The organism is Acinetobacter sp. YH12132 (assembly GCF_013418645.1).
Lineage (GTDB): Bacteria > Pseudomonadota > Gammaproteobacteria > Pseudomonadales > Moraxellaceae > Acinetobacter > Acinetobacter indicus.
The window spans coordinates 219517-232120 of sequence record NZ_VPBR01000004.1; the positions used below are offsets into that span (position 1 = coordinate 219517).

The 12604-nt window shown below is 48.7% G+C and carries 12 protein-coding genes; 4 read left to right on the forward strand and 8 right to left on the reverse strand.

Features of this window, described 5'->3' with window-relative positions:
* Nucleotides 1–13 precede the first annotated feature (13 nt).
* The 3 genes from queG to bioB all read left to right on the forward strand — a co-directional run bounded on the left by queG (nt 14) and on the right by bioB (nt 2571).
* Nucleotides 14–1090 (forward strand): tRNA epoxyqueuosine(34) reductase QueG, encoded by a 1077-nt coding sequence (queG, locus tag FTU67_RS06680; RefSeq protein ID WP_163146317.1) that lies wholly within the window; start codon nt 14–16, stop codon nt 1088–1090.
* Between the two features lie 120 nt (nt 1091–1210).
* Nucleotides 1211–1426: a hypothetical protein gene (locus FTU67_RS06685; RefSeq protein ID WP_005177388.1), complete on the forward strand. Its 216-nt coding sequence runs from the start codon at nt 1211–1213 to the stop codon at nt 1424–1426.
* A 143-nt stretch (nt 1427–1569) separates the two neighbouring features.
* Nucleotides 1570–2571: a biotin synthase BioB gene (gene bioB, locus FTU67_RS06690; protein ID WP_180061572.1), complete on the forward strand. Its 1002-nt coding sequence runs from the start codon at nt 1570–1572 to the stop codon at nt 2569–2571.
* Nucleotides 2572–2613: 42 nt separating this feature from the next.
* Here bioB and FTU67_RS06695 read toward each other — a convergent pair whose 3' ends face one another.
* A complete protein-coding gene (locus FTU67_RS06695; RefSeq protein WP_075166751.1) occupies nt 2614–2823 on the reverse strand; it encodes a hypothetical protein in 210 nt (69 codons plus the stop codon).
* A gap of 659 nt (nt 2824–3482) precedes the next feature.
* Between FTU67_RS06695 and FTU67_RS06700 the strand changes: the two genes are divergently transcribed.
* On the forward strand, nt 3483–5117 hold the full coding sequence (locus FTU67_RS06700) for a long-chain-fatty-acid--CoA ligase (protein WP_180061573.1): 1635 nt from the start codon (nt 3483–3485) through the stop codon (nt 5115–5117).
* A gap of 108 nt (nt 5118–5225) precedes the next feature.
* Here the strand turns inward: FTU67_RS06700 and FTU67_RS06705 are convergent, their stop codons facing one another.
* The 7 genes from FTU67_RS06705 to FTU67_RS06735 form a co-directional block, all read right to left on the reverse strand.
* The gene (locus tag FTU67_RS06705; RefSeq protein WP_180061574.1) at nt 5226–5825 is read right to left on the reverse strand and encodes a gamma carbonic anhydrase family protein; all 600 of its coding nucleotides are present in this window, start codon (nt 5823–5825) and stop codon (nt 5226–5228) included.
* A gap of 70 nt (nt 5826–5895) precedes the next feature.
* Nucleotides 5896–6843: a phenylacetic acid degradation operon negative regulatory protein PaaX gene (paaX, locus tag FTU67_RS06710; protein ID WP_005177380.1), complete on the reverse strand. Its 948-nt coding sequence runs from the start codon at nt 6841–6843 to the stop codon at nt 5896–5898.
* A gap of 60 nt (nt 6844–6903) precedes the next feature.
* Complete coding sequence (gene paaK, locus FTU67_RS06715) at nt 6904–8196, reverse strand: phenylacetate--CoA ligase PaaK (RefSeq protein ID WP_005177377.1); 1293 nt, start codon at nt 8194–8196, stop codon at nt 6904–6906.
* Between the two features lie 43 nt (nt 8197–8239).
* Nucleotides 8240–9466: a 3-oxoadipyl-CoA thiolase gene (gene pcaF, locus FTU67_RS06720; protein WP_180061575.1), complete on the reverse strand. Its 1227-nt coding sequence runs from the start codon at nt 9464–9466 to the stop codon at nt 8240–8242.
* Between the two features lie 14 nt (nt 9467–9480).
* A complete protein-coding gene (locus FTU67_RS06725; RefSeq protein WP_180061576.1) occupies nt 9481–11034 on the reverse strand; it encodes a 3-hydroxyacyl-CoA dehydrogenase in 1554 nt (517 codons plus the stop codon).
* Nucleotides 11035–11036: 2 nt separating this feature from the next.
* Nucleotides 11037–11828 carry a 2-(1,2-epoxy-1,2-dihydrophenyl)acetyl-CoA isomerase PaaG gene (paaG, locus tag FTU67_RS06730; protein ID WP_016658265.1) on the reverse strand — a complete coding sequence of 264 codons (792 nt, stop codon included), beginning with the start codon at nt 11826–11828 and terminating at the stop codon, nt 11037–11039.
* A complete protein-coding gene (locus FTU67_RS06735) occupies nt 11828–12598 on the reverse strand; it encodes an enoyl-CoA hydratase-related protein (RefSeq protein ID WP_016658266.1) in 771 nt (256 codons plus the stop codon). Before FTU67_RS06735 ends, paaG begins: the two co-directional genes overlap by 1 nt.
* Nucleotides 12599–12604: the final 6 nt, after the last annotated feature.

The following is a 12604-nucleotide window of genomic DNA, read 5'->3' on the forward strand; positions in this document are numbered from 1 at the left end:
CTCATCGCCTGCCATGCAGAATATTCCGGTCAGTCAACTTGATCCCGTCCAGTTAAAAGCATGGATTAAAGCGCAGGCTTTAGCACTGGGCTTTGCTGATTGTGTCATTGCCCGGCCCGATGCTCAAGCAGAATTACCCCGTTTGGAAGCCTATTTAGCACAAGGTTATCAGGCAGATATGCATTTTCTGGGCGAAAATCTGGAGAAACGTGCCAACCCGGCCTTACTGGTGCCGGGCACCAAGAGCATTATTTGTGTGCGCATGAATTATCTGGTCGATCGGCCTACACCACGACACGTGCCAGATGCACCCAATAGCGCCATTATTGCGCGTTATGCCCGCGGCCGCGATTATCATAAAGTCATGCGCGGTCGTCTTAAAACTTTAGCCAGCCTGATTCGGGACAAAGTTGGTGATTTTGAATCACGTCCTTTTGCCGATTCAGCCCCGATCTTTGAAAAATCACTGGCCGAAAGTGCCGGCATGGGCTGGACCGGTAAACATACCCTGCTGATTCATAAAAAATCCGGCTCATTCTTTGTATTAGGTGAGCTGTTTAGCTCGCTTGAGTTGCCGTTTGATGAACCGGCCACGGCGCACTGCGGTTCCTGTAGCGCCTGTATCGACATCTGCCCGACCAAAGCCATTGTCGAGCCCTACGTGCTGGATGCTGGTAAATGTATTGCCTATTTAACCATTGAATATAAGGGAATTATTCCTGAAGATTTGCGCCGGCCGATTGGCAACCGGGTTTTTGGCTGTGATGACTGCCAGTTAATTTGCCCCTGGAACAGTTTTGCCCAGCTGACTCCGCTGGATGATTTTGCCCCGCGTCATGGGCTAGACCGGATGAGCCTGCTGGAACTCTGGCAATGGGATGAAGCCACCTTCCTGGCCTGCACCGAAGGCAGTCCACTCAGACGGACCGGTTATCAGAGTTTTAAACGCAATATTGCGATTGGTCTGGGCAATGCGCCTTATTCCGCAGATATTATTGCCCAGCTGCAACAGGCCAAAACGCTGCATGATGAGGTGGTGAATGTGCATATCGACTGGGCCATTCAGGAGCAGTTGACCAAATCTGCATAATTTTTCATTTCTTTACCTGAGCTCACAGATCCCCACACAAGCCCTACAGCGCGTGGTATTGAATTGTGGCTCAATAGAGGAATCCAACAGAAAAGATGTTGTCATCAGGAGGAATTTATTATGCAAACGCATCATAAAAACCAACAGCAGCAGAAACAACAGCAAAAGCAGGAACTTGAACAGCAGACTGAACATTTAAAACAGCAACAGCAGCAACCCCAAGGGCCTATTGATAGCCCTAAAAACAACCAGCATGAACAGGATGACCGGATGCTGAATAAACAGCATCGCGCCGATCTGCAAAACCAGAACATGCACGGCAATCATCGTGAATAATGCTGAAGTTCATGTTCCCTCGCTCAACAAAGTCCACTTCAGGTGGACTTTGTTTTTGGATTACGTCATATTTTGCTAATGAAGCGCCTGCCGCTTTTGCTTAATATGCAGTATGCAAAATATGGATAATTAGGGACAGACTTATGAGCAGTATGCGTCCGGTACGTAATGATTGGTCTCGTGAAGAAATTGAGGCACTTTATCAGCAACCGTTTTTAGATTTGGTTTTTGAGGCGCAGCGTGTACATCGTGAGCATTTTGCTGCCAATACCATTCAGGTGAGTACCTTACTCTCGATTAAAACCGGTAAATGCCCGGAAGACTGCAAATACTGCTCTCAATCGGCTCATTATGATTCACAGCTGGAAGCTGAAAAACGTATTGCCGTTGAAAAAGTGATTCAGGAAGCCAAGGAAGCGCTGGAATCAGGTTCTTCACGTTTTTGTATGGGCGCAGCGTGGCGCAATCCGCATGAACGCGATATGCCTTATGTGCTGGAAATGGTGCGTGAAGTAAAAGCGCTGGGTCTGGAAACCTGTATGACGCTGGGTATGCTGAACCAGTCTCAGGCAGAACGCCTGAAAGATGCCGGCCTGGATTATTACAACCATAACCTCGATACTTCGCGCGAATACTATGCCAATATTATTAGTACCCGCAGCTTCGATGACCGTTTAAATACCCTAGAGCATGTGCGTAATGCCGGCATGAAAGTCTGTAGCGGCGGTATTGTCGGTTTAGGTGAAGATACTCAGGACCGGATTGGCCTGTTACATGAACTGGCCACCTTGCCGATTCATCCGGAATCTGTACCGATTAACATGCTGGTCCCAATTGAAGGTACACCACTGGCCGATGTAGAAAAACTCGATGTCACCGAATGGATTCGTACTATTGCCGTGGCACGCATTATCATGCCAACCAGTTATATCCGCCTGTCTGCCGGTCGTGAATCTTTATCTGATTCAGATCAGGCTCTGGCCTTTATGGCCGGTGCCAACTCGCTGTTCTCGGGTGAAAAGCTGCTGACCACCCCGAATGCCGGTGAAGGTAAAGACCGTCAACTGTTCCAGAAACTGGGACTGGTGGCGGAAAAAGCCAAACCGACCGTTCAGGAACTGTCGGTAAATGCGATGGCGGTTTAATCCGCATCACACGAAAAAGCCCATCTTCTGGATGGGCTTTTTTTATGAGGTAATTAACAGACCATAATTGGCATTCAGATACATACCCGGTTTAATCAGATCGGCACCATTGGCATGATAAACCGTGAGTTCCTGCTTGATGACATCAAAATGAAAGGCATCAAAACAGTCCTGATGCTGACACAGCCAGGCCAAGGTATCGCTGAGCTGATCATCTACAATATAGGTCGGGGCATTAAAATCTTTGGCCATGTGCATTCAGTTATAGAGAGATGACAGGATTTTAGCCTGAAACGGCAGTAAAAAAGCAGCTTGGAATGAGATTTAGATATTTAAAGGCGGAAATGAGCCTGCGCGAATGTTGATGCAGTGTATAAACAAAAAGAAGTGAGTCTAGCCCACTTCTTTTTTGAATCTGGTTTGATCCCCTCTATGATTTATTGGCCCCACACTTACGACACTCAATATGCGCACCAATTTCCTCCATTTGCTCATATTCATAAATATGTAAGCAGAAAAAGTTTTTTAATAATTGAAGCATCCTAACACTCCTATTTTTGATTATTTTTTCATTCAGCTTCTTGCCGCTTATTTCATCCTGAAACAAGCATAACCAAAATTGGTTATACTCATTTTTTAACACATTTTTTAAAAAGATCAAGTGTTATTTCAAGGACTTCTTTTGAACGTCATTCATCATAATTATTGAAGCTTTTACTCTATATTCAAATAGCTAGCGCATTTTTCGGTTTAAGTCTGCACAAAACAGATTTTTTGTAATCCCCTCTTGATTTCATCACGCAAGTGTTTAGGATGAAAAAAACAGCCTTTTTCGGCAATGATGCCTCGGAAAAGTAGTCAAGAAACAAGACATTATTTAAACAACAAAAAAATGGAATAAGGATATCAACATGCTTGGACGTATGATGTATCAACCGTTATTGATTAGCTCGCTGATTGAACATGCAGCACGCTATCATGGCGATACACCCATCATTTCAAAAAATACCGATGGCAGCATGAGCAGCACTGACTGGGCCGCTGTGGCAGAGAATGCCAAACACTTTGCCAATGCACTGCAGGCCTTGGGCCTAGAACAGAGTGACCGTGTGGCAACCATTGCTTGGAACAATCATCGTCACCTGGAAAGCTGGTATGCAATTTCCGGGAGTGGTCTGGTCTGCCATACCATTAACCCGCGTCTGTTTCCTGAACAGCTGATTTTTATTATTAATGATGCTCAAGACCGGGTGGTGATTTTTGATAAAACCTTCCTGCCGCTAATTGTCGGGGTCAAACAGCATTTGCCGCAGGTGGAGCATTTTATCTGTCTGGATGCACCGGATGATGCGGTCCGGGAAAAATTGCCTGAAGTTCAGTTTTATGATGATTTGATTGCCGCCCAGTCCAAGACATTTGACTGGCCAGAACTGGATGAAAATATGGCCAGTTCCCTGTGCTACACCTCAGGCACCACCGGTAATCCAAAAGGCGTGCTCTACAGCCACCGTTCCACCTTGCTGCACAGTTATGGCATCAGCCTGCCCGACTCCCTGAATTTATCGGCCAAAGATGTAATGCTGCCGGTGGTTCCAATGTTCCATGTCAATGCCTGGGGCACGCCTTATGCTGCGGCGATGGTTGGCTCAACCCTGGTGTTGCCGGGACCAGGGCTGGACGGTGCCAGTCTGGTACAGCTCATTGATAATTATAAAGTCACCGTGGCCTTGGGGGTACCAACCATCTGGCAAGGTTTACTGGCCGCAGCCAAACAGTCGGGCAGCACACTGGAAAGCATGAACCGCAATGTGGTTGGTGGTTCAGCCTGCCCGCCAGCGATGCTGAAAACCTTTAAAGAGCAGTATAACTGCGACACCATTCATGCCTGGGGCATGACTGAAACCAGTCCGCTGGGTTCTGCCAACCAGCTCAAAGCCAAGCATGAACTGCTCAGTCCGGAGGAGAAAACCCAGCTACGCCTGTCTCAAGGTCGTCCGCCATTTGGGGTGGATTTACGTCTGGCTTCGGCAGAAAAAGGCACCGACTTGCTACCACGTGATGGCCAGACCACTGGCAATTTACAGATTAAAGGCCACTGGATTATCGAGCGTTACTTTGGCAAAGAGGAATCTGCCCTGACCAGTGATGGCTGGTTCGATACCGGTGATATTGCCAGCCTGAACAGTGATGGTTTCCTGCACATTAGTGACCGTTCTAAAGACCTGATTAAATCGGGTGGTGAATGGATTTCATCGGTAGAACTGGAAAATCTGGCCATGTGCCATCCGGAGATTGCCATGGCCGCAGTGATTGCCGCCAGCCATCCAAAATGGGATGAACGTCCGGTGGTGATTGCCATGAAAGTGCCGGACAGTCAGCTTACCGAAAGCGAATTGCTGGACTACTATGCCGATAAGGTTGCCAAATGGCAGATTCCGGACAAGGTGATTTTTGTTGACAGTATTCCACTCAGCGGGACCGGCAAAATGCTGAAAAAAGATTTACGCGAACAATATGGTCAGGTGCTGATGGAAGCGCCCGTGTAAATATTGGTCTATGTAGAGATAAGATAGAAAAAAGCGCTGATGGATTCAGCGCTTTTTTATGGGATCAACAATGCGATATACCTAAAGATCACAGGTTTTTATATTCAATTAAGCGTTTTTTTTAATCACATGCTCGGCGGAAAAATCACGATAGCTACAGCGTGAGGCAGTTTGTTCAGGCAATGGCTCGACCTCGTGCATGCTCTGCAGACAGCGTGCAGTCAGTTCAATATATTGCTGGGTGCCATGACGTTTCCAGGCAATTTCCTTGTCTTCCAGTGGCCGCACCACCTTAGCCGGACTGCCAAGTGCCAGGACATTGGCCGGAATCTGGGCTTTGGCTTTTACGGTACTGTTGGCACCAATAATGGTATTTTCACCAATTTCCGCTTCATCCAGAATCACGCTATTCATGCCAACCAGTACGTTTTTACGAATGATGCAGCCATGCAAAATTGCCCCATGTCCGATATGGCCATATTCTTCTACCAGCGTCACGCTGTCTGGAAAACCATGCACGGTACAGGAATCCTGCACATTGGCATTCTGCTGAATATGGATTCGGCCAAAGTCGGCACGTAAGGCAGCAAATGGGCCAATATAAGCCCCGGCTTCAATAATCACATCACCAATAAGTACAGCAGTTGGATGCACATAAGCCTGCGGATGCACCACAGGAATCACACCATCAATGGAGTAACACGGCATATTTTATTCCTTTAAAATAAGCGGAGTAGATGCTTCCCCACCACGAGGCAAGGAAGCTCTATGAATAAGCTCAAGCCAATGAGCTGGGTTCTTCTATTTTAATACCGCCAAAACGCTTGAAGAATTGCGGATGCGCCGGTGGCATTGAACCTTCCGACGTGCGCGCCAGTTCCATAAAGAATTCTTCTCCGGCACTGACCACACGCTGATACAGGTTGCTACTTAAGTTGCGTGCATTCAGCGATAACCAGTCCGATGGCAGCAGCTCAAACGGCAGGTTCGGATCTTTCAGCAAAATCCGGCGATACTGATGAATCAGCAAAATCCGGATCTGGAAGGCTTGCACCGGGTCCAGTTCATCTTCAGCATCAACCAGATTCAGAAATTCGCGGAAATCACCCATGAATTTTTCATAACGCTGATGCAGTTCCGGCACTGGCCAGTTGGTTGCCACCATGCGTTTGATGGTTGGATACGACTCCTGCCATAACTGCAAGGTTTCAGCTTTAAAGATCACCACCTGATCGGTCATTTGCAGATTCAGTAGCAGATTTTGCAGTTTCAGATGATCACAACCCGGATAAGCCATCACGTTGGTGGCAATATTGGCAAAACCGAGCCATTCCAGTTCTTTCTTTAAAATGGCTTTATTTTCCAGCTCGACCGAACTGAGCAGTACCAGATCCCATTTCTGATCCCATTCCTTGTGCTGGAAGCTGTAAATTTTCTGGTCCGCCATAATAAAACGCTGGCGGCTGTTTTCGGTAATACGGTAATAACTGGTGCGGCCAATTTTTTCCGACACCAGCCAGCCGTTTTGTACCAGACGAAACACAGCGGTACGCACCGAACGTTCGTTCAGGCCAAACACATCCATCAGCTGGATCAGGCTAGCCAGACTGATAATCCCACCGCGATGAAAAATACAGTCACCAAATACGGTCATAATCAGCGATGTGCCACTTAAGGCTTCATGCTGAATAAAATCATCAATACTTTGTTTTAATTTTGGATTCATTGCGATGTATTCACACCCTGTTTGTGAGGGCAATTGACCGCAGTCAATCGCCCACTGAACCTATGCAGACTTTCGGATATCAAATACCCGCTGCGCCTTACCTTCTGAGCGTGGCAGGCTGCCTTCCGGCAACACATCCACCGTCACGCTAATGCCCACCATGGTTTTAATCTGGGCTTTTAACTGCCCGGCCAACTGGTGCGCCATAACATCATTGGTATCTTTACGCATTTCTGCCTGAATATGCAATGTGTCGAGGTGTCCCTGTTTACAAATATGAATCTGATAATTCGGAATCAGCTGCGGAATATGCAGAATCTGCTCTTCAATTTGTGACGGAAACACGTTCACACCGCGGATAATCATCATATCATCGCTGCGTCCAACGATTTTGTCCATACGACGCATGGTGCGTGCCGTACCGGGTAACAGACGGGTCAGGTCACGGGTACGGTAACGGATCACTGGCATGCCTTCTTTGGTGATGGTGGTAAAGACCAGCTCGCCCAGTTCACCATCTGGCAGGACTTCACCGGTTTCCGGATTAATAATTTCCGGATAGAAATGATCTTCCCAGATGGTTGGGCCGTCTTTGCTTTCCAGACATTCCATTGCTACACCCGGCCCCATTACTTCAGACAGGCCGTAAATATCCAGCGCATCAATGCCCAAGCGCTCTTCAATTTCCTTGCGCATTTCATTGGTCCACGGCTCGGCACCAAAAATACCGGTACGGATAGAACAGTCTTTGGCTGTGCCAAATTTCTTTTCCAGCGCTTCAATAATATTCAGGCAGTAAGATGGCGTAACCATTAAAGCGGTAGGCTTAAAGTCATGAATCAGCTGCGCCTGACGCTCGGTTTGGCCGCCCGACATTGGAATAACCGTGGCACCTAAGCGCTCTACGCCATAATGCGCACCCAAACCGCCAGTAAACAGACCATAACCATAGGACACCTGAATGGTATCTTTGGCGCTTAAACCGGCTGCACGTAAGGAACGCGCCACCACATCTGACCAGGTCTGAATATCCTGCTGGGTATACCCGACTACGGTCGGCTGGCCGGTGGTACCTGATGAGGCATGCACGCGCACAATCTGTTCCTGTGGCACGGCAAACATGCCAAACGGATAGTTGTCACGTAAATCTTGTTTGGTGGTAAACGGGAATTTGGCCAGATCTTCCAAAGTGTTGAAATCATCAGGATGGACCCCTGCTTCATCAAACTTCTTTTGATACACCGGGCTGTTCTGGTAGGCATGCTGCAGCGTTTTTTTCATGCGTTGCAGCTGGATGCTACGTAACTCATCGATTGAAACAGTTTCGATTTTTTCCATTGCATTGTTATTCATCTTATTACTCCTTTTCAATCATCCTGATTGAGTGCTGTATTTTTTACTTGGATGTGTCCTCATCCACATTTTCGATAATCATGGCCACGCCCTGGCCCACACCGACACACATGGTGCACAGTGCATATTTCCCTTGACGACGTTTTAATTCTTTCATGGCGGTAATCACCAGACGCGTTCCACTCATCCCGAGTGGATGTCCCAAGGCAATCGCGCCGCCATTTGGATTGACCCGGGCATCATCCTCCTGCAAGCCCAGTTCACGGGTCACCGCCAGTGCCTGTGCGGCGAAGGCCTCGTTCAACTCAATGATATCCATCTGGTCCAGGGTTAGCCCGGTCAGCGCCAGTACTTTACGTACCGCCGGCACCGGCCCAATGCCCATATATTTAGCTTCAACACCGGCACTGGCCGAAGCCACCACTTTTGCCAAAGGCTTGAGCTGATGCTGATCGACAAAAGCCTGATTGGCCAGCATGACACAGGCAGCGCCATCATTTACCCCGGAAGCATTACCAGCAGTGACTGAACCACCTTCTTTACGAAACGGGGTTTTCAAGCTGCCTAAAGCCTCCAGCGTGGTGTCAGCACGTGGATGCTCATCGGTCTGGAAGATGATGCTGTTTTTCTTACGGTCTTTAATTTCAACCGGCATAATTTCTTCGGCCAGAATTCCGTTTTGCTGGGCCACTGCAGTTTTCTGCTGGCTACGATAGGCAAACAGGTCCTGATCGGCACGATGAATCTGGTATTTTTCTGCAACGTTCTCGGCGGTTTCCGGCATGCTGTCGACACCAAACTGCGCTTTAAATTTCGGGTTAATAAAGCGCCAGCCGATGGTGGTGTCAAAAATTTCCGGGGTACGGCTAAAAGCGGTTTCCGGTTTGGACTGGACAAAAGGCGCACGGCTCATGGACTCGACCCCACCGGCCAGTACAAACCGCGCTTCACCAGCCTTGATCATACGCGCGCCTGTGGCAACCGCATCTAAACCTGAAGCACAAAGACGGTTTAGGGTAATGCCCGCGACATTGTCCGGCATGCCGGCCAGCAAGGCAGCCATACGCGCCACATTACGGTTATCTTCACCAGCCTGATTGGCACAGCCTAAAATCACCTCATCCAGTTCCTGCCAAGGCAGTTCAGGATGCTGGGCTTTTAAATACTGTATTGGCAAGGCAGCCAGGTCATCTGCACGGATGCTGCTGAGCGCACCGGCATAACGGCCAATTGGGGTGCGAATTCCATCGCAAATAAATACCTGTTCCATGTCCTGTGGTTTCCTTAGCCTGCTTGGCGAAATTCTAATTCTTGCTCTGACTGCGTACGTTCCTGTGCAGCCTTCTTGCTTAAATATATACTACAACGGTAGCGCTCTTCAGCATAAATACGATACATATTTTCCAAAATTTGTAAAATAGTGTTATATCCAATTTTTTCTGCCCACTGGAATGGACCTTGCGGATAATTCACACCATATTTCATTGCTGAATCAATATCTTGTTCGGTTGCTATAGCATGCAGTACTGCTTCACTGGCTTCATTGACCAGCATGGAAATGGTACGCAGCACATATAGACCTGCATGATCTTTAGTCCAGATTGGTATCAGATCAATCGCAGCAAAAAACTGCTCGACTTTGGCGATATCGGCTGCATTACAGGCCGGTGATGCCACGATTGGTAACGCCTGTGCCACATTCCAGTCAGCATGCCAGTCCATCAGCACCACTTTGTCCTTGCTATAGTCCAGCTCGACCGACTCACCGCGGCTTAAACGCAGGCGTACATCACCCAGCACAATCGCTTCATCTGCCTGCGGCTGACGCTGCACCTTCAGCTGTGAGGCAGCCTGAATCCGCGAGATCAAGCCGCTAGAATGTGACCAGCTCCCATTGACCTCAATCTCAAGTTCACCCGGTGCAACGCTCGGCATGGCCGGCAAACGATAGGCCGGTGAACGTTCAGCCTGACGATAATCATAAAAACCCTGCCCGCTTTTACGGCCGAAACAGCCGGCATCCACCAGTTCTTTCTGGATTAAAGACGGACGATAGCGCGGCTCATAAAAGAATTCCTGATACACGCTTTGGGTCACGGAAAAATTGACATCCTGCCCGATTAAGTCGGTCAGTTCACATGGCCCCATGGCAAAGCGGCCACATTCACGCATGATAAAATCCAATTGTTCAGGCGTGGTGACATTTTCCTGTAAGGCACGAAAAGCTTCGGCATAATAAGGACGCGCCACCCGGTTGACAATGAAACCCGGAGTTGATTTGGCCGTCACTGGCACTTTATTCCAACTTTGCATCAGGCTGAACAATGCCTGTGCAATCTCTGCTGAGGTTTTCAGGCCACGAATAATTTCTACCAGTTTCATTACCGGTGCCGGATTAAAAAAGTGCAGTCCGACCACACGCTCAGGCTGTGGAATTGCCGCGGCAATGGCGGTAATGGAAATGGATGAGGTGTTAGATGCAAAAATCGTTTCTTCTGGACACAGTGCCGCCAGTTGCTGAAACAGCGCTTGTTTGACCTCTTTCTTTTCCACAATGGCTTCAACCACCAGTTGTGCATCAGCCAGTGCCTGAAGATCGCTGGCAATCGTTAAATTGGCCAGCGTTTGCTGTAACAGCTGCGCTGTCATTTTCCCGGCCGTAACACGTTTTTCCAGCTGTGTTTTCAATTGTGCCAAAGCAGCCTCAGATTTTTGCACATCCACATCAAACAGCTGGGTTGGATGGCCATGCATCGCCGCCAATTGTGCAATACCAATGCCCATGGTGCCGGCGCCAATCACCGCGACACGGGCCTGCTGTAAACAAAGTTGTTCCATGATTAGCATCCTGTATATTGCGGTGTGCGTTTTTGCATAAAGGCTTGGACGCCTTCTTTATAATCACTTGAACGGCCGGCCAGACGCTGCAGGTCACGTTCCAGAATGAGCTGTTCATCCAGATTATTGTCGGCTGCAGCATGAATGGCTTTTTTAATTAAGGACAGGCCATAGGTCGGCTGTTTGGCTAAATGCTCGGCCATTTTCTCGGCTTCGGCTTTCAGCTGATCATCTTCTACCACCTGCCAGATCATGCCCAGTTGCAGCGCCTGTTCTGCGCTGACTTTATCACCCAGCATGGCCAGCCCCATGGCTTGGGCACGGCCAACCAGACGCGGCAGGAACCAGGTGCCGCCAGAATCCGGAACCAGACCTAAACGGCAGAAAGCCTGAATAAAAGACGCCGATTTTGCCGCCAGTACAATGTCACAGGCCAAAGCAATATTGGCACCAGCACCGGCCGCAACCCCATTGACTGCGCACAGCACCGGTTTGGGCATATCGGTAATCAGCTTGATTAAAGGGTTGTAATATTTTTCAATTGACAGGCCTAAATCTGGTGCATCGGCATTCGGATCGACCACGCGGTCATTCAAATCCTGTCCGGCACAGAAACCACGACCTTCGGCAGAAATGACCACCGCGCGAATCTTGCTGTCTTTGGCCCAGGCCTTCATAACCTTGGACACTTCCTGATGCATGGTTTCATTAAAACTGTTGAGCTGCTTCGGACGGTTAAAGGTCAAATAGCCCACTGCATTTTTTTCTTCGACAATAATTGTTTGGTAATCCATTACACACCTCTAAATTCCGGTTTTCTTTTTTCTAAAAATGCCTGAATGCCTTCCTGACGGTCTTGGGTCGCGGCCAGCCAGACAAAATGTTGACGTTCTAATTTGAGGCCCTGGCTCAAGGTCACTTCATGAATCGACTTTAAGGACTGTTTGATGGCACGGATAGCCAGTGGCGCCTGCGCTGCAATTTTTGTTGCCAGTTCCAGTGCATATTGCACCGTAAGGCCGCTTGGACAGACCTGACTGCTAATGCCGTGTTGCAAGGCGGTCGTGGCGGAGACCATCTCTCCGGTCATGGCCCAGCGCATCGCCAGTTGCTGCCCAACCAGACGCGCCAAACGCTGGGTCCCACCGGCGCCTGGTAACATGCCCAAACCAATTTCAGGGAGTGCAAACTGGGCATTTTCACCGGTGATGATCATGTCGCCATGCAGGGCCAGTTCAAAACCTGCCCCCAGTGCATAACCATTGACCGCCATAATCAGTGGCTTGGAAAACTCATCAATGCCTTTCCACAGCAATGGACGCTGATCCTGCTGGATGCTCACCACATCCAGTTGCGCCAGTTCATTTAAATCTGCGCCGGCAGCAAAACATTGCGGATTGCCGGTAATCACCACGGCTTTTACACTGGAATCTGCATCCAGCTGCTGCAGATGATCAGCCAGTTCTTTTAAGGTGGCATTGTTCAAGGCATTACGCTTTTCCGGGCGGTTCAGTTCAATTAACACCACACCCGGCGCAGCCAGACTGCTTTTTAAATAATCCATGGCTTG